14 protein-coding genes are annotated in these 17,834 nt (G+C 66.9%); 6 read left to right on the top strand and 8 right to left on the bottom strand.

The genetic code is table 11. From position 1 onward, the window contains the following. Positions 1–110: 110 nt before the first annotated feature. On the top strand, positions 111–476 hold the full coding sequence (locus ACQU6B_RS04680) for a DUF4870 domain-containing protein (protein WP_430868887.1): 366 nt from the start codon (positions 111–113) through the stop codon (positions 474–476). 42 nt (positions 477–518) lie between these two features. On the opposite strand, the gene hemW is transcribed toward ACQU6B_RS04680, so the two are convergent. Together hemW and lepA are read right to left on the bottom strand one after the other, a co-directional pair. Next, positions 519–1,715, bottom strand: coding sequence for a radical SAM family heme chaperone HemW (gene hemW / locus ACQU6B_RS04675; protein ID WP_430868886.1), 1,197 nt, complete (start codon positions 1,713–1,715; stop codon positions 519–521). Between the two features lie 2 nt (positions 1,716–1,717). Beyond that, complete coding sequence (lepA, locus tag ACQU6B_RS04670) at positions 1,718–3,571, bottom strand: translation elongation factor 4 (protein WP_430868885.1); 1,854 nt, start codon at positions 3,569–3,571, stop codon at positions 1,718–1,720. Positions 3,572–3,741: 170 nt separating this feature from the next. On the opposite strand from lepA, the gene ACQU6B_RS04665 reads away from it, so the two are divergent. From ACQU6B_RS04665 to ACQU6B_RS04650, 4 genes are all read left to right on the top strand, one after another. Next, complete coding sequence (locus ACQU6B_RS04665; RefSeq protein ID WP_430868884.1) at positions 3,742–5,454, top strand: putative bifunctional diguanylate cyclase/phosphodiesterase; 1,713 nt, start codon at positions 3,742–3,744, stop codon at positions 5,452–5,454. A 6-nt stretch (positions 5,455–5,460) separates the two neighbouring features. Further along, complete coding sequence (locus ACQU6B_RS04660; RefSeq protein ID WP_430868883.1) at positions 5,461–5,958, top strand: type II toxin-antitoxin system PemK/MazF family toxin; 498 nt, start codon at positions 5,461–5,463, stop codon at positions 5,956–5,958. A 72-nt stretch (positions 5,959–6,030) separates the two neighbouring features. Further along, positions 6,031–6,291, top strand: a complete 261-nt coding sequence (rpsT, locus tag ACQU6B_RS04655) for a 30S ribosomal protein S20 (protein WP_430868882.1) — start codon at positions 6,031–6,033, stop codon at positions 6,289–6,291. Between the two features lie 46 nt (positions 6,292–6,337). Further along, entirely contained in the window at positions 6,338–7,057 is a 720-nt protein-coding gene (locus ACQU6B_RS04650) for an EAL domain-containing protein (RefSeq protein WP_430868881.1), read from the top strand. A 7-nt stretch (positions 7,058–7,064) separates the two neighbouring features. On the opposite strand, the gene holA is transcribed toward ACQU6B_RS04650, so the two are convergent. The 6 genes from holA to leuS form a co-directional block, all read right to left on the bottom strand. Continuing rightward, positions 7,065–8,057 carry a DNA polymerase III subunit delta gene (holA, locus tag ACQU6B_RS04645; protein WP_430868880.1) on the bottom strand — a complete coding sequence of 331 codons (993 nt, stop codon included), beginning with the start codon at positions 8,055–8,057 and terminating at the stop codon, positions 7,065–7,067. Between the two features lie 19 nt (positions 8,058–8,076). Further along, complete coding sequence (locus ACQU6B_RS04640) at positions 8,077–10,539, bottom strand: ComEC/Rec2 family competence protein (RefSeq protein WP_430868879.1); 2,463 nt, start codon at positions 10,537–10,539, stop codon at positions 8,077–8,079. Beyond that, positions 10,536–11,288, bottom strand: a complete 753-nt coding sequence (locus ACQU6B_RS04635; protein ID WP_430868878.1) for a helix-hairpin-helix domain-containing protein — start codon at positions 11,286–11,288, stop codon at positions 10,536–10,538. Before ACQU6B_RS04635 ends, ACQU6B_RS04640 begins: the two co-directional genes overlap by 4 nt. Before the next feature lie 115 nt (positions 11,289–11,403). Then, the gene (locus ACQU6B_RS04630; protein WP_430868877.1) at positions 11,404–12,264 is read right to left on the bottom strand and encodes a DegV family protein; all 861 of its coding nucleotides are present in this window, start codon (positions 12,262–12,264) and stop codon (positions 11,404–11,406) included. A gap of 45 nt (positions 12,265–12,309) precedes the next feature. Further along, on the bottom strand, positions 12,310–13,191 hold the full coding sequence (locus tag ACQU6B_RS04625) for a DegV family protein (protein ID WP_430868876.1): 882 nt from the start codon (positions 13,189–13,191) through the stop codon (positions 12,310–12,312). A gap of 224 nt (positions 13,192–13,415) precedes the next feature. Further along, on the bottom strand, positions 13,416–15,920 hold the full coding sequence (gene leuS / locus ACQU6B_RS04620) for a leucine--tRNA ligase (protein ID WP_430868875.1): 2,505 nt from the start codon (positions 15,918–15,920) through the stop codon (positions 13,416–13,418). Between the two features lie 247 nt (positions 15,921–16,167). Here leuS and ACQU6B_RS04615 point away from each other — a divergent pair, with 247 nt between their 5' ends. Next, a complete protein-coding gene (locus ACQU6B_RS04615) occupies positions 16,168–17,793 on the top strand; it encodes an S-layer homology domain-containing protein (RefSeq protein WP_430868874.1) in 1,626 nt (541 codons plus the stop codon). Positions 17,794–17,834: the final 41 nt, after the last annotated feature.

Raw genomic sequence — 17,834 nt, 5'->3', positions numbered from 1 at the left:
TTTCGTGGCAGTCTCTAGCCATGAGCGAATCTCCCGCAACACCGCAGTTTCCCCAGCCTCCCCAGACTCCCCAGCCGGGCGGTTACTCACCACCTATCACCCCGGCGCCTATGTACGAATCCGAGGCGCGGACCATCTCGATGTGGATTCACTTCGCAGCGGCCATCGCCACGATCCTGTCGGGGGGCACGCTGGGCTTCATGATCCCGCTGATCATGTGGCTGATCTACCGAGACCGCAGCGCGCTCGTGGACTGGCACGGAAAGCAGAACCTCAACCTGCAGCTGACCGTCGTCCTCGCCGCCATTGCGGCCGTCGTGATCGGCTTCATCACCTTCTTCTTCGGGTTCCTCCTCACCATCCCGCTGTGGATCGCGTACGTGATCTACTCGATCGTGATCTCGTTCATCGCCGGCGCGGCGGCGCAACGCGGTGAGTACTACAAGGTCCCGCTCTCTATTCCCTTTGTGAAGTAGGGACCGCCCGCTCGGGGTAACTACCTGACGATGGTCCGAGGGCTAGGTGAGCGCGCGCACGGCGGCGTCGGCGAGCAGGCGCCCACGTAGCGTGAGTACCAGCCGGCCCACCATGGCGGCTCGACCGTCCACGATCCCGTCGCCGATGAGCGCCGCGATCTGGGCGGTCTTGTCTGGCGCCACCAGATCCCGGGGGATTCCCTCCGCCAGCCGGATGCGCAGCATCACCGTCTCCAGGGCGAGGTCCTCGGAGGTCAGGGGCTCGCGCTCCTGTGCGGGGCTTTCCCCCGAGCCGATGCGAGCCGCGTAGGCGCGCGGGTGCTTCACGTTCCACCAGCGCTCAGCGCCGAGGGTGGTGCCGTCGGAGCCGACCCGTGGACCCAAGTAGCTGTGTGCCCCCGGCCCGATTCCCCACCAGTCCTGGCTGCGCCAGTAAGCCATGTTGTGCCTGCACGCTTGGCTCGGCTCGCGGGCCCAGTTACTCACCTCGTACCAGGCGAAGCCTGCCTCCGACAGTCGTGCCTCCGCGGCCTCGTACATGTCTGCCTGCGTGTCGAGATCGACGGGCTCGACCTCTCCGCGGCGAAGCTGCGCGCCCATCTTGGTGCCCGGCTCGATCACGAGCGCGTACGCACTCACGTGATCCGGCCCGAGCGAAATCGCGGCGTCTAGGCTCGCGTTCCAGTCCTCCAGCGTCTCCCCCGGCGTGCCGTAGATGAGGTCGAGGCTTACGGCGAGACCCGCCTGCCGCGCATAGACGACGGCCCTCTCGACATTGTCGGGATTGTGGGTGCGCTCGAGCGTCGCGAGCACGCTCGGGACCGCTGACTGCATCCCAAAACTCACACGCGTGAACCCCGCCGCCGCGAGCGCCGACAGGGAGGCTGCGGTCACGGAGTCAGGATTGGCCTCGGTGGAGATCTCCGCGTTCTCGGCGAGTCCCCAGTGCTGTCGGACCCCGTTGAGCAGGGCGATCAGTGCCTTTGGATCCAGCATTGTCGGCGTCCCGCCGCCAAAGAAAACAGTGGAGGCGGCGCGAGCGTCGCCCGTCATGGCTTCGCGCGCGAGCTTCATCTCGCCCAGTGCGGCCTCGACGTAACCCTCGCGCGTGGCGCCCTCGACCTCGCCGGGTGCGTAGGTGTTGAAGTCGCAGTATCCACAGCGAACGGAACAGAACGGGACATGGATGTAGACCCCGAAGTCGCGCATCGGCGCCGACTGTGGCTGCGCGACAGACACCGCTACTTCTTCTTACCCTTGTCGGCACCGTCGTCGGACGTCGATAGCGCCGCGATGAAGGCCTCAGGGGGAACCTCGACCGAGCCGATGTTCTTCATGCGCTTCTTACCGGCCTTCTGCTTCTCGAGCAGCTTGCGCTTACGCGAGATATCGCCGCCGTAGCACTTGGCCAACACGTCCTTGCGGATCGCCTTGATGGTCTCGCGCGCGATCACGCGCGCGCCGACCGCCGCCTGGATGGGAATCTCGAACTGCTGGCGATCGATCAGCTTGCGAAGCTTGCCCACCATCGACAACCCGTACCCGTAAGCGGCATCCTTGTGCACCACGGCGCTGAACGCGTCGACGGTCTCCCCCTGGAGCAGGATGTCCACCTTGACCAGGTCCGCGGCCTGGTCGCCGTCGGGTTCGTAGTCGAGCGATCCGTAGCCCTTGGTGCGCGACTTGAGCTGGTCGAAGAAGTCGAACACGACCTCGGCCAGGGGCAGCGTGTAGTGCATCTCTACGCGGGTCTCGCTCAGGTAATTCATCGTGCCCATGGTGCCGCGACGTTCCTGGCAAAGCTCCATCACCGTGCCGATAAACTCGCTCGGTACCAGGATCGATGCCTTGACGATGGGCTCTCGGACCTCTTTGATCTTGCCGCCGGGGAACTCCGAGGGGTTGGTGACCTCGATGATCTTGCCGTCGTCCATCTCGACCTGGTAAACCACGTTGGGCGCGGTCGAGATGAGGTCGATGTTGAACTCGCGCTCGAGCCGGTCGCGAACAATCTCGAGGTGCAGCAGTCCCAAGTAGCCACAACGGAAGCCGAAGCCGAGCGCAACCGAGCTCTCGGGCTCGTACACGAGGGAGGCGTCGTTTAGCTGCAACTTGTCGAGCGCGTCGCGAAGGATGGGGAAATCCGAGCCGTCGAGCGGGAACAGACCCGAGTACACCATCGGCCGCGGGTCTCGGTAGCCACCAAGTGACTCCTTGGCGCGGTTGTTCGCGAGCGTCACCGTGTCGCCGACCTTGGACAGACGCACGTCCTTCACACCGGTGATGAGGTAGCCCACCTCACCTACGCCGAGCCCCTTGGTGAGCACTGGCTCTGGGCTGATCACGCCGATCTCGAGGAGCTCGTGCGTCGCGAGCGTGGACATCATCGCGATCTTGTCTTTTGGCTTGAGCCCGCCGTCGATCACCCTGATGTACGTCACAACGCCGCGGTAGGTGTCGTAGACGGAGTCAAAGATCATGGCCCGCGTGGGGGCCGATGCATCGCCCTGGGGCGGCGGAATGTCGCGAACCACGCGGTCGAGCAGCTCCGAGACACCCTGGCCCGTCTTGCCGCTGACCCGCAGCACCTCGCTCTCATCGCACCCGATGAGCTGCGCGAGTTCGGCGGCGTACCGGTCGGGGTCGGCAGAGGGCAGGTCAATCTTGTTGAGCACCGGAATGATGACGAGGTCGTTCTCCATCGCCAGGTACAGGTTGGCGAGGGTCTGGGCCTCAATGCCCTGAGCCGCATCGACGAGCAGCACGGCGCCCTCGCACGCGGCGAGCGAACGCGAGACCTCGTAGCTGAAGTCAACGTGGCCGGGGGTGTCGATCATGTTGAGCGCGTGAGCACCCCCCTCGACCTCCCAGGGCATGCGCACGGCCTGCGACTTGATGGTGATGCCGCGCTCACGCTCAATATCCATGCGGTCCAGGTACTGCGCGCGGGAGGCACGCTCGCTCACAACCCCGGTGATGCCGAGCATGCGGTCGGCCAGGGTCGACTTGCCGTGGTCGATGTGCGCAATGATGCAGAAATTGCGAATCAGACTCGGGTCAGTCGAGGCAGGCTGAATACGAGGGTCAAGTGACACGTTGCTGAATATTCCTTGGGTGGTGGCGGAAATAGGGTTCTATCGTCCCACGAATCACCACCTTTATGCGCGGACCGAGGTTGCCGATAGATGTTGCGTAGGTGGGCGCGGACCGACGACGACGTCGAGTCGGCGCCGCGAGCACAACAGGCAACGTCCTGGGGGGACACATGAAGCACGACGGCACGCTATTCGATTCGACGTTTAGAGACTCACCCATCGGCATCGCGCTGATCGATGAGGCGGGCACTTACGTCGCGCTGAACGATGCCTTCGCCCGCATGCTCGGACGCGACAGCGCCGACGTCGTAGGTTCGCACTACTCGACGCACACTCATCCTGACGACCTGCGTCGCGACCGCGAGATGATGACCGCCGCCACCTCCGGATCGCTGCCGTACTACCAGGCGCAGAAGCGGTTCGTGCACCGCAATGGCGACACCGTTTGGACCCGCGTGACCGTCTCCGACGTGACCCGCAACGAGGACTCGGGCCGGCACACGTGCGTGTTGCAGATCGAGGACGTCACGGAGGTGCGCCGCGCTAAGGAGCTCCTGCAACGCCGAGCGCAGTACGACCACCTCACGGGGCTGCCCAACCGATCCCTGCTGATCGAGACCCTGACCCGCACCCTGGCCAAGGCGGCCCACGCCTCGCCGATCGCGGTTCTCTTCATCGACATCGACCACTTCAAGCTCATCAACGACTCGCTCGGGCACGACGCAGGCGACCAGGCCATCGTCGAGATCGCGCGTCGCATCTCTGGTGCGGTGCGACCCTCAGACCTCGTCGCGCGCCTCGGGGGCGACGAGTTCGTGGTGGTACTCAGCTCGATCCTGAGCGAGAATGCCGCCCAGGGTCTGCTCGCGGTGGTCACCGACGCCGTCCAAGCTCCGCTCGACGTGGCGGACCACACCATCCAACTCACCATCAGCACCGGGATAGCCCTCTCCGACTACAACCTCACCGCGGAGACCCTCGTACGTCGGTCAGACCTCGCGATGTACGCCGCCAAGCAGGCGGGCAGGGCGCGGTCGGAGGTGTTCCGTGCCGAGGTTCACGCTAACGCGCTGTCGCGCCTTTCGGTCGAGGCGGAGCTCCGCACCGCGCTGACGGACGGGCAGCTACGGGTCCACTACCAGCCGGTCGTCGACCTACGTAACCGGGAGATCGTCTCCTACGAGGCGCTCGTGCGATGGGAACACCCCACGCGGGGGCTACTTCTGCCCCAGGAATTCATCGAGGTCTGCGAAGAGGCGAACCTGGTGATCGAGCTCGGCAGGCTGGTGCTGATCGAGGCGTGCCACTTCATCGCCTCGCGCCCCGAGTTTCGCGGCAAGGTACTAGTGAATGTCTCAACTCGGCAGGTTGGAAGCGCAGACCTCAGCCGCGTCGTGAAGTCAGTGCTCAAGGAGACCGGGGTGGGTGCAGACCGCCTGGCCCTCGAGATCACCGAGTCGGGAATGCTCGCCACCACCCCGGCGGAGCAGTCCGACCTCAAGCGCCTGGCGGCCATGGGCGTCGACCTCATCATCGACGACTTTGGCACGGGCTACTCGTCGCTCTCCTCGGTGCTGCAGAACCCGGTCGCCGGCCTGAAACTGGCCAGGGAGTTCACGCTGCGACTAGGAGACCGGTCGACTGGCGACAGAATCTCCACCGCCATCGCGGGTCTGACCGCATCGCTCGAAATGTACGGAGTCATCGAGGGCATCGAAACCGAGGCGCAGTACACCATCGCCCGCCGGCACGGCTGGAAGTACGGCCAAGGATTCCTGTTCGGGCACGCGGAACCCGCCGACAGCATCGGGCCTCACCCAACCGTCAACCCGGAACACGCCGACGGCAGGGCGCCGGGCGCCACGCCCGTCGCGCTAGCGTAAACAAGCATGAGCACCGCAAAACAGTCCCGGATGTCCCGCGCTTTCGCGAGGCTGAAAAGCGCGTTCAAGCCCCGCTCGGCGCGCAGTGGCCCACCGGCGTACCCGGGTGACTTTGAGGGCCGCTTCGACATTGAATACTCTCCCAAGCTGGACGGGAACCCCGATCCAGGCGAGGTGGTGTGGACCTGGGTGCCCTTCGAGGAGGACTTCACGAACGGCAAGGACCGCCCGGTACTACTGATCGGCCGGGACGGCGACTGGCTACTGGGGCTCATGCTCACCAGCAAGGACCGCGATCGCAATGCTGCCACTGAGGCGCACTGGGGCCGATACTGGTTCGACCTCGGATCCGGAGATTGGGACCGTCAGGGACGGCCAAGCGAGGTGCGGCTTGATAGAGTGTTGCGTGTCGACCCGAGCGCGGTGCGGCGCGAAGGCGCCATTCTCCCGTACGCTCGGTACGAACAGGTCTCGCGTTCGCTAATTGAGTGCCATCACTGGTAGCATTAGCGGTCGTGTGCGCGCCCGTCGGGCGTGTCACCCCAAGTTTCTTACCATCACCGTTAGAGGATCCACGTGGCAAACATCAAGTCGAAGATCAAGCGTATCGGCACCAACGAGAAGGCTCGCGCGCGCAACGTCGCCGTCAAGTCGCAGCTGAAGACGCACATCCGCAAGGTACGTACCGCTATCGCAGCTGGTGACAAGGCTGCAGCGCAGACCGCGCTGCTGACCGCGACCACCAAGCTCGACAAGGCTGCGTCCAAGGGTGTCATCCACGAGAACCAGGCAGCGAACCGCAAGTCGGCCCTCGCCAAGCAGGTCGCAGCTCTCTAGTCTCATCACATATAGCCCCGGCACGCCGCGCGCGACCGGGGCTTTTGTGCTGCCCGAAAGCGATCTGGTCTCGCCTTCCCCGGAGCCGAGGCTGTGGCACCACACCCACCCCGAGGCCACTGCGACCCACAAGTCGGTACCCATCCTCGTGGGTCGTCAAGGCTTGTTCACCGCCGCCGGCGAACTGCTGGGCTACGAACTACTCTTCCGCGCGGCCGGGTTCAAGGGTTCCCGTTGCGACCTGTGGACGCACCAGGAGCAGGACCTCGCCACGGAGCACGTCATCGCGGCCGCCCTCCACCAGGGCACGGATGTCACCCGCGGGCTCGACGCGTCGGTGAATTTCAGCGATACCTACCTACTCGCGCACCGCGACCTTCGCTGCGATCCTCGCAAAGTCATCATCGAGATTACCGAATCCTCCGTGATGTCCGACGCGCTCCTGACCCGCATACAGGAACTGCGCGCCGAGGGCTTTAGAGTCGCGCTCGACGACTTCGTCGCAACTGACACTCAATGCCAGCTGCTTCCCTTCGCCGACTTCGTGAAGATAGATCTTCGCGATATTTCCGGGCGCGAGGACGCACTCCTGAGCCATGCGAGGGGCAACAACAGGGTCCTAGTCGCCGAACGCGTCGAGACCCAGGCGGAGCTGGCCGAGGCCGTGACGCTCGGTTTCCACCAGTTTCAGGGGCACCTGTTTGAACCCACCGAGGTGGTCAGCGTCCCGTCGCCCCCAGCGCCGAGTACGGCCCTGGCTCGCTGACGCGCCGTTAACTCGAGGCGAGGCCCGCCACTCGGCGTACCACTCGCTCGAGCGCGAAGTCCGGCGCGCGGCCGCCGCCCTTGATGTCCGCATCAGCCTGCGCGACCAACTCAATGGCCTCCGCCAGCGAGTTGGCGTTCCAATGTTGCAGTTCGCGTCGCGCGCGGTCGACCTGCCACGGCGCCATCTTCATATCCCTCACGGGGTCGAGGCCTCTCCCCCGCGCAGCGCCCACCTTGGCCAGCGTGCGGAGTTTGAGGGCCAGCGCGGATACGAGCGGCACGGGGTCTGTGCCAGTCGACACCGCGTGACGCACCAGTGCGAGAGCGTCGCCCACCTTGCCCGCGACAGCTGCGTCGGCCACGGCGAATCCGGTGGCGTTCACGCGAGTCCCGTAGTACTTGGTGACCGCCTCCTCGCCGATGGTGCCGTCGACGTCACTCATCAGCTGCGAGCAGGCGGCGGCCAGTTCGGCGACGTCGCCGCCGATGGCGTCCACCAACGCCCTCACTGCCTTGGCTGGCGCAGGTCGCTTGCCACGCTCGAACTCCCCCATCGCGAAGTCCACCAGCTCTGCGTCCTTCTTGATCGCGGGGCAGGTGTATTGCGGGGCGCCCGCGGCCTTCAGCGCGTCGAGCAGCTTCTTGCCGCGCACTCCCCCTCCGTGGCGAATAACAACGACTACGGAGGGATCCGGCGCCTCGACGTAGGCCAGGGCGTCCGCGAGGAACTCGTCGTTCATCGCCTCGGCGCCCTCCACCACGACTATGCCGGGCTCCGCAAATAGCGAGGGACTCGTCGCGGACATGAGCGCGCCGCGACTGTAGGCGCCGGCCTCGAGCCGGGTCACTGCCACCGACTCCTCGCGCTTTCGCACGGCGAGCACGATCCTGTCGATTGCCCGTTCGCCCAGAACCGACTCCGGGCCGGATACTAGGACCAGCGGCGCGGGGGCGGCCTTAAACCAGGTCGCTTCCGAGGTGGGGTTGCGTGCTGCCATGTGCTTAGCCTGCCATGCGTTACTGACAACCGGACGCCACGCGCAGGCCGTCCTCTCTCCACACCACCACATCCGCACACTCGTCGGTCCTGATGACTCTCGTCCCGCCCCGCCCGTACAGCTCGAGCGCCTCCCTCGAGGGGTGCCCGTAGTTGTTGGCCGCGCCAACGCTCACTACTGCGACGGCCGCCTCAATGCGAGCAGCCAGACCCGCTTCCTGCACCCGCGAACCGTGATGCGGGATCTTGACAACGTCCACCGCGAGCGTGCCCTCGATGGTCGTTTCTAGGTCCCGTTGAGCTTCCGTCTCCACATCTCCGAGCGCTAGGAAACTCACCCCCTGGGTAATGCCGGACACCACCAGCGACGCGTCGTTGAGGTCGGTGCCGTCCAGCTGCGACGCCCAAAGTTCGCCGTCCGCCCGCGGTGCGGGAGCAGGAGCCGAGGCCGCCGGCGACGCCAGCCGCAGAGTGACGTCGACCTGCGCGGCGCGCCACGAGGCACCTGGGCGCGGGACCTCGACTGAGACCCCGCCGCGCCGCATCATCTCGGCGGCCTCGTCGAGGCCATTAACCGTCGCGAGGTGCGGGACCCACGCCGTGTCGACGCGAGCGGCCGCCAGCACCTCGGCAACTCCCCCGTCGTGGTCGGCGTGGGGATGAGTAAGGATGAGTAGCGGGACCCTCGACACCCCAAAGCGGCGCAGACACGCGGCCGCGGTGCCGTCGCCGGGCCCGGCGTCGATCAGCACCGCGGAGTGCTGATCGACTCGCAGCATCATCATGTCGCCCTGACCCACGTCGCACGCGACTACCGCCCATTCGCCGGGCACAGGGCTCGTCCACTCCCACACGCGGTCCGCCTTCGCCGTGACCATGATCGCGATGAGCGCGACCAACGTGGCGAGGGTCTTGAGTAGTCGCGGCCCGCGTGCCACCGTCCACCACATGCCCGCGGCCGTGAGCGCCGCCAACGACAACGCTCCTGCAATTCCCTGCGGCCAAGACACTGTCGAGCCTGGCAGCGAGGCGGCGGCGGACGCTACGACGGCCACCGGCCAGGCCGGGAGGCTAGCGAGCCACGCCGCGAAGGTGGCGACGCTGTGGGAGACCGGCCCGATGATCACGGCGCCCAGGCCTGTGAGCGTCACCGGCGCGGCCAACGGCGCGGCAAGCAGGTTCGCGCCCACCGCGTAGAGGCTCACCCGCGGCTCGAGCAGGATGAGGATTGGCGCGCACGCCGCCTGAGCGGCGAGCGGAACCGACAGGAGCAGGGCGGGCGTCGGCGACACGACGCGCTCCAGGAGCACCCGTAAGCGCGGGGCCCACAGGATGATCGCAGCGACCGCGCTCACCGACAGCGCGAATCCCGGCTCGAGCGCCACGAAGGGATCCACCCACACCAGGGCGATCACGGCGGTTGCCAGCGCGGGAAGTCCATGTGCCGGGCGACCCCACAGGATGGCGAGCGCGCCTACGAGCGCCATGACCAGCGCCCTCACCACCGACGCATCCGGAAACACCAGCAGTGCGAAGGCTCCCATTCCGACTGCCGCCACGACCGCGCGGGTCGCCCGACCTAGCCGCAGCCTGCGCAACACGCCATGCAGCAGCACCGCCACGACCGCGAAGTGGGCGCCGGACACCGCGGTGAGGTGCGTCAGGCCTGACACGCGCATGTCGTCGCGCTGCTGACTTGGCATCGAACGCGTATCGCCGATCACCATGCCGCGGCTCAGCCCCCGCACCGGCGCGGGTAGCCCGTCCGTCGCCTCGCGAAATTTCTCCCGGATATTCGCGATCGCACCGGCGGTACCGGTCGCGGGCCGGGTGGTGCCGACCCGTCCATCCCAGCCGATGGCGACCGCGCGTTCGCCCCGCACCCGGCTGAGGGAGGCTTCGAGCGTGATGTGGTCGCCGTAGGCAAGCGCCGCGATGTCCTCGCCACCTATCACCTCGATCGTCGCCGCCGCGGGAAGCCAGGCAGCACCGGGGCCCGCGATGGTGGCGGCGTCGACGGACGAAGGCCATTGGCTCGCCCCGGCAGGTCCTTCCGGCCGCCAACTCCGCACAGCGACCTCCACTCGGTGCCGGGGCTCCCCGTCGAACCCCGGGTTCGTCAAGGGAACCGGTTCACGGGCGACGACCGCTTGGAGGTCTACGGGCCCGGAACCGGACACCGCCTCAGCGAACCCTCCCTCCCAACGTGCGTTCATGTGCGCCACGGCGCTGCACGTCACCACGATGGCCACCGTGGCCGCCAACAGGACATGCGCGAGAGCGGAACCTAGCCGGGCCGCGGTTCTGTGGGAAAGCACGTGCGCGACTACCCACACGAGTGTCGCGGCGCACGCGGCCCAAGTTGCCACCGCTACGAGCGCGCGCACCTGCGACACCGCCAGCACCTCTCCCGTGGCCAGGCCCGCGCAGGCGTAAGCCCCAATCGCGGCGGGAACCAACCTCGCGTCGTGGCGCGGCTTCACACGGTTGCCGCCTCGGCCAACTGCGCGAGCAAGGACGGCCCTATCCCGGACACCTCCTCGAGGTCACCCACCGACGTGAACGGGCCATGCCCCTCGCGGTATTCAAGAATGCGCTGAGCGAGCACGGGGCCCACCCCGGGGAGCTCCTCCAGCTCCTGAGCGTCCGCACGATTGACGTTGATCTTTCCTGGCTGGGACGCGGAGGCGCCCTCGTCTTCTGCTCCCGCCACGTAGACCTGCTCGCCGTCGACCAGCACGCGAGCCAGGTTGGGGGTGTCCCGCGAAGCATCGGGAAGCAGACCGCCGGCGGCGTCGATCGCGTCCCCCACCCTTGACCCAGCGGGAAGCTCCCGCACGCCGGGCGCGGCGACGTAACCGGCCACATCCACGATCACGATCGTGCTGTCGCCCTCGCTCGCCCAGCCCTCCTGGCTTCCCGCGTCGGGATCGAGTGAAGCCTGCGTAATTCCGGCCGATGCCGAGGGGGCCGCGCTCTCCGGGCCCAAACCGGTGAGCAGGGTCCCGACCGGCGCCCGTGACACCCACAGCGCGACCGCCCCCAAGACCAGGATCACCACGCACGCGGTCAACGCGACGCGCGGCGTGAGAGACCACCGCACCCCGCGCGCCTCGTCGCTGACTGGGTTGCCGTGCGCAGACTCGTAGACGGCCCGCGCCTGGCGCGCGACACCCTCGCGCCAGCGCTCACCGACCGTATCGCGGTGAGGATCCGAATGATCATCGTCCATCGTTCGAGGCTAAATAACGAACTGCGCCATCGTCCGCCTACGCTCGCCAAAGCGGACCGCCACACCAGTGCCTGGGCCTGTGAGCATCAGTCGGGGGCCACCCGCACGACTCTCTCTAGGCGACGTCGCCGGGCAGGTCCACGACCACCGCGGCGAGGGCACCCGGTCCGGCATGCGCCGCGAGCACTGCGCTGACCGGGGTTCGCACCAGCATCGCGAGCTCGGGGTGCCTACTCTCGACGAGGAGCGCAATGTCGTTCCCGAACTGCTCCTCACCCAGGACCATAATCGCCGCGGCGGGCCGGGCATAGGTCGCCAACCGGGCATCGATCGTATCGAGCATGCTTCGGCGCGCGCGCGCCGTGGTGCGGACCCGGTCCAACACCACGAGCTTGCCCTCGCGTATCTCCACGACGGGGCGCAGGCTGAGGGCGTCGCCGATCATGGCCGTCGCTGCGCTCACCCGCCCGCCGCGCTTAAGGTATTCGAGGCTATCGAGGGTGAACACGCAGAAGGCAGACGCCGCCACCTCGCGGGCGCGTTGCGCGACCGCTGCCATCTCCGCCCCCGTTGCCGCGATAGCGCTCGCCGCCAACGCCGCGAAGCCGGAGGCCATGGCCACGTTGCGAGTGTCGACCACCTCGACCGGGATCGAGGCACTCTGCGCGGCCGTCAGCGCAGCATTTACTGTGCCGGACATCTCGCCGGAGATCAGCACCGCCACCGCCGCGGTCGCCCCTGCTTCGGCAGCGCGCCTAAACGCCGCCTGGAACGCCTCGACGCCGGGCTGGGAGGTGGACACCGCTCGCGAACCCACGAGGTGTGCGAGCACTTCCGAGGGGCTGATTTCCTCGCCCTCACGAAACGCGCGGTCGTCGACAATAACCTGAAGCGGGACCACGATGATGCCCCACTTCTTGGCCAGTGCGGGCGGCAGCGATGCGGACGAATCCGCGATCACGGCGACTGTGTTCATGGTCACCACAGTAGCGGCGAAGTGCCCGCTCGCGCGGGACTGCGGCTAGGGTGCGCCGACGCTCGATCCGCGCAGCACGTCGAAGTACGCCTGCGGCATCTGGGCAACGGCTGCGTAGTACATGCCGGGGCCGGTGTGGATCGCGAGGGACGTCGGGGGGTCGGACTCGAGCGTCGGCCCGTGGATGCTCATGTGGAACTCGGCGGGAACCGACTGCGATCCCACCAATCCGACGGCGCCCGCGGGGCGCAGCATCGCTGCAGCGCTTCGCTCGGCTAGTCCACGCACGTCGGCTCGAGCGGCGTCCGTGCCACGCTTGCGGTCGATGGACTCGACCTTGCCCTCCCGGATACTCATGATCGGGCGCAACTTCAGCATCGAACCGAACGTCGCAATCGCACCGGAGATACGGCCGGATCGACGCAGGTAATCGAGCGTGTCGACCGTGAAGTACACCTGCGAACTCTTGGCGGTAGCGCGTGCGGTCTCCGCAACCTCGTCCGCGGAGCCGCCCGCAAGCGACACTGCGCCGGCCGCCAGCGCCGCGTAGCCCTGGGCCATTCCGGTGGTGCCGGTGTCGATCACGGTCACGGGAATGGGGGAGGTGGCGGCGGCTGCACGTGCCGCGCTGACGGTCCCGGACAACTCGCTGCTGACGTGCACGCACACGATTGCCTTGGCGCCCGCGTTCGCGCACTCCGTAAATGCCGTCTGCATAGCGGCGACCTGGGGCTCTGCCGTCTCCACGCTCTTGCCCGCATCCATCGCGGCGATCGCCTCGTCGGGACCGAAGCCCACGCCGTCCATGAAGGTGCCGTCCGGCGTCGTGACGCGAACCGGGATCATGTACACGCCAAACTCGGCCGCGATGCTCCCTGCCAGGCCGCATACCGAGTCGGTGATGACGGCTACCGTGCGTTCAGCCACGTGAAATCCTTTCGGGCGCTACCAAAACCGGACTGGCGCGCAACAAAGCCTTCGCCATTTGGCGGAGAGGCTTGGGTGGTGCCGCGGAACGGTGCGACTGAAGCAAGTGTACGTGCGGTCTCGGCCAAAAAAGGGTCTCGGAAACGTGGCGTTGGTCACGTTTGCCCGCTTCCAGACAGGTCAATACTTAACGGGCACGCCAACTCCGAGTGATGCGCTCCGCGCTAGGCGGGAACGATGTTCACGAGCTTGGGCGCACGCACGATCACGGTGCGGATTCCCGCGCCGTCGAGCGAGCGCTGAACGGCTTCGGAAGCCAGCGCCAACTCGCGCAGCGCATCCTCGCCGATGCCGGGGTCCACCTCGAGCCGGGCGCGCACCTTTCCCTTGACCTGGACAATGCAGGTCACCGTCTCCTCCACCAGCAGGGCTGGGTCGACCTCGGGGTAGCCGGCGTGGGCCACGTTCTGGTGGCCGAGCATCGACCACATGTCCTCCGAGCAGTACGGCGCGAACAGGCTCAGCAGGATCGCCACCACCTCGGCAGCCTCGCGCACCGCGGGGTCGTCCGCCCCGGCGCCGGTGTCAATGGCCTTGCGAGTGACATTCACCAGCTCCATGGTGCGGGCGACGACCACGTTGAAGCGGAAGCTCTCCACCAGCTCGGCGCACTCGGCCAGCGTCTTGTGGGTGTGGGCGCGCAGCGCCACGTCGCCCGATGCTGGGTCGGTGCCAGGCTCGCTCGTCACGTCGCGCGCGAGTCGCCACGCGCGGGCCAGGAACTTGGCGCTGCCGGAGGGCGAGACATCCGCCCAGTCGATGTCGTCCTCTGGCGGACCCGCGAAGGCCATGGTGAGGCGAATGGCGTCGACCCCATACTCGTCGAGCTGGTCGCTGAGGCGCACGATGTTGCCGCGCGACTTGGACATCGCGGACCCGTCCATCTGGACCATGCCCTGGTTCAGCAGGGCCAGGAAGGGTTCCTCGAAGTCGACGTAGCCCATGTCGCTCAGGGCCTTGGTGAAGAAGCGCGCGTACAGCAGGTGCAGGATCGCGTGCGTCACTCCACCCACGTACTGGTCCACCGGCGCCCAGCGGGACGCCTCTGCCGGGTCGAAGGGTCCGTCGGACTTGCCCGGCGACAGGAAGCGCAGGAAGTACCAGGAGCTGTCGACGAAGGTGTCCATCGTGTCCGTGTCGCGCAGCGCGGGGGCGTCACACTTGGGGCACGTGGTGTTGACCCAGTCGGTGGCGGCGGCGAGCGGCGACTTGCCCTTGGGCGTGAGGTCGAGTCCGTCCGTTGGCGGAAGCTCCACTGGCAGCTGGTCGTCCGGGACGGGGACCTCCCCGCAGGCCTCGCAGTGCACGATCGGAATAGGCGTGCCCCAATAGCGCTGGCGGGAGATTAGCCAGTCGCGCAGGCGATAGTTAGTGGTCTCGCTACCTACTCCATCGGCCGCCAGGCGGGCGACGATGGCCTCGATGGCGGCCGTCTTGTCCAGTCCGTCGAGGTCTCCGGAGTTGATGAGCACGCCGTCGCCAGTTGCGGCCACGCCGGTCTGGGCCGGGTCGCCCAGCGGCGTGCCGTCCTCGTCGCGGCAGTCCAGGACCGTGCGCACAGGCAGGTCCATGGTGCGCGCGAAGTCCAGGTCTCGCTGGTCGTGCGCGGGAACGGCCATCACGGCGCCGTGGCCGTAGTCGGCCAGCACGTAGTCCGACGCCCAGATCTGCAGGCGCTCGCCGTTGGCAGGGTTGGTCGCGTAGCGGCCCAGGAACACCCCGGTCTTGGGGCGGTCCGTGGCCATACGGTCGATGTCCGTCGCGCCCTTGACCGCGGCGACGTACGTGTCGAACGCCTGACGGGTGGCGTCGTCCGCATCGGCCGCGAGCTCCGCGGCCAGGTCCGAGTCCACGGCTACCACCATGAACGTCGCCCCATAGAGGGTGTCCGGGCGCGTGGTGTAAATGTTGATGGGCTGGTCGCGGCCCTCGATCGCGAACTCGACGTCCGCGCCGTGCGAGCGGTTAATCCAGTTGCGCTGCATCGCGATGACCTTGTCAGGCCACTTGCCCTCGAGGCCCTCGAGGTCGTCCAGCAGGCGGTCCGCATAGTCGGTGATCTTGAAGTACCACTGCGTGAGCTTCTTCTTGGTGACGGGGGTGTCGCAACGCTCGCACAGCCCCTGCACCACCTGCTCGTTGGCGAGCACGGTCTGGTCCTTGGGGCACCAGTTCACCAGCGACGGCTTGCGGTACGCGAGTCCGCGCTCGAACATGCGCGTGAAGATCCACTGGTTCCAGTGGTAGTACTCGGGGCGGTGGGTCGCGAGCACGCGGTCCCAGTCGAACGAGCACGCGTAGCGCTCCATCGAGGCGCGCTGCTGCGCGATGTTCGCCTCTGTCCAGTCGCGGGGATCCAGGTTGTTCTTGATGGCCGCGTTCTCCGCGGGCAGCCCGAACGAGTCCCACCCGATGGGGTGCAGCACGTTGAACCCGCGCTGAATCCAGTAGCGCGAGATCACGTCGCCGAGCGCGTATGCCTCCGCGTGACCCATGTGGAGGTCGCCCGAGGGGTACGGGAACATGTCGAGCACGTACTTGGTGGGACGAGCATCGTCCGCATCCCCGGCCTTGAAGGGCTGGCTGTCGGCCCACACCGGCTGCCAGCGCTCCTCGAGCGCGTGGAAGTCGTAGCGGTTCTCATCAAATTCTGGGTTCGCGGAAGTCACTCCCCGATTTTAGCGGGGATGCGCGCAACGCAGTCACGCCCCCCAGTTGCACGCCCCGCCAGCGGCCGATGCGTCGCTCGGATTGGCTGCGCCGCGCCAGTGGGATGCGCCACACGGGGTTTACTTGCGCCCGAATTACGCCGATTATCCCTATAGCAATCGGTGTGCTTCCCAGGCACGCGTCGTCATCAATGCCAGAGGAGAAGGGTTCATTCCCGCTTTACGCAATATTGCCCGGCTGATCGCCGTGCGCTTCGCATGCACGGTCACGGTCGGCGCCGTGCTGGTCCTCGGTGCCACTAATGCGCAGGCGCAACCGATAGTGCTCGCGTCGACTCCGGCACAGTCAGACTCAGCATCGCCGCAAACCACTGAGGCCCCGAGCCCCGAACCCTCGGCGACCGCGGATCCGACACCGTCGCAGGATCCAGCATCAACTCCCTCCCCCACGACGAAGCCCGAGGAGGGCCCCGGGCAAGAGCCCCCGCTCGAGGATGCTTCCACTCCTGAGCACTCCGATGACGCGGACGTGCCGCGCGACCCTGATGACGACGCCTTGCCCCCGGCGACGACGATGCTGAGGTCAGCAAGTCCTGAAGCCGCTCGGACGGCTTCGGCGATCAGCTTTACCGACGTCTCTGGGACCGTGGGCGCCCGTAACTACTCGAAGTTCGCCACAGAGATCAACTGGCTTGCCAATAACGGCGTGAGCACCGGATGGAAGATGCCGAGCGGCTCGCGGGAGTACCGCCCCTACTCGTCTGTCTCTAGGGACGCGATGGCTGCCTTCCTCTATCGGTTCGCGGGCAAGCCCGCCTACGTCGCGGCTCCGCGCTCGCCCTTCCTCGACATGAAGCCCTCCTCCGCCTTCTACGCCGAGATCACGTGGGCCGCGGAATCCGGGATCTCGAAGGGCTGGACAGTGACGGGTGGGCACGAATTCCGCCCGTTCGACGCCATCACACGCGAGGCAATGGCCGCGTTCCTGTACCGCTACGCCGGGTCCCCCCAGGTGTCCGTGCCCACTAAGTCGCCATTCAAGGATGTCGCTACTTCTTCGCCGTTCTATAAGCCAATCGTGTGGCTCGCCTCCACGGGTGCGACCACCGGCTGGCGGACCTCCACGGGCGCAGAGTTCAGGCCGAGTGCCACCATCACGCGTGATGCCATGGCGGCGTTCCTGTACCGCCTGGATCGCGCCGGCGTGACCTACGCGCCTGCTTCCGTGTCGGGCCCGCTGCTGCGGCACTCCGTCGTGTACGTGTACGGCACCTCAACTCTCAATCTGCGGTCTGGACCGTCAACGTCGAGTCCAGTAGTCGCGCAGCGCACGCAAGGCACCGCACTGACGCCCACGGGTGCCGTTTCCCCAGCAGGCTGGGTTGAGCTTCAGCTCGGTAGCGCAACGGTATGGGGATGGGGCTATTACCTTGCCGGCTCGGGAGGAGTAGCAATCACCCGGGCCAAGTCCGCGTACTCCAACGGCAATATCCCCGGCTCTCATCTGTGCTCGTTGTCGTGGGACCGGTCGGAATTGCTCCTCTGCCAGGCGGCGGACGACCTCGAACGCCTCAACATCACGTTTCGAGGACGCTATGGAATAAACATTCCCATCAACGACACATACCGCAGCTACGCGGAGCAGGTCGCGGTTCGCGAGGTCCTTGGCTACCTCGCCGCGATTCCGGGCACCTCGAACCATGGCTGGGGGGCTGCGATCGATATCTCGGGAAAGTCCCTGCCGGGGGGTTACTCCGGAGCCGCGTACCTGTGGTTGCGGGACCAGCTCACCGGATACAACTGGAACTCGCCCACCTGGGCAAGGCCGTCAGGAAGCAAGCCCGAGCCCTGGCACTTCGAGTACACGGGCTGACTGAGCGCGTTCGACCGGCGGTTCGGCAGGCTCTCCCGCTC

Source organism: Demequina aurantiaca (assembly GCF_050598105.1).
GTDB classification, from domain to species: Bacteria; Actinomycetota; Actinomycetes; order Actinomycetales; family Demequinaceae; genus Demequina; species Demequina aurantiaca_A.
Note: the sequence above shows the minus strand (reverse complement) of the source record. Positions and strands in the feature narration are given on the sequence as shown.

Excerpts from the sequence above, each read along its gene's own strand:
- ACQU6B_RS04660 (WP_430868883.1), top strand. The coding sequence starts at position 5,461 with ATGAGCACCGCAAAACAGTCCCGGATGTCCCGCGCTTTCGCGAGGCTG.
- ACQU6B_RS04665 (WP_430868884.1), top strand. The coding sequence starts at position 3,742 with ATGAAGCACGACGGCACGCTATTCGATTCGACGTTTAGAGACTCACCC.
- ACQU6B_RS04635 (WP_430868878.1), bottom strand. The coding sequence starts at position 11,288 with ATGGACGATGATCATTCGGATCCTCACCGCGATACGGTCGGTGAGCGC.
- ACQU6B_RS04680 (WP_430868887.1), top strand. The coding sequence starts at position 111 with ATGTACGAATCCGAGGCGCGGACCATCTCGATGTGGATTCACTTCGCA.
- holA (WP_430868880.1), bottom strand. The coding sequence starts at position 8,057 with ATGGCAGCACGCAACCCCACCTCGGAAGCGACCTGGTTTAAGGCCGCC.
- ACQU6B_RS04630 (WP_430868877.1), bottom strand. The coding sequence starts at position 12,264 with ATGAACACAGTCGCCGTGATCGCGGATTCGTCCGCATCGCTGCCGCCC.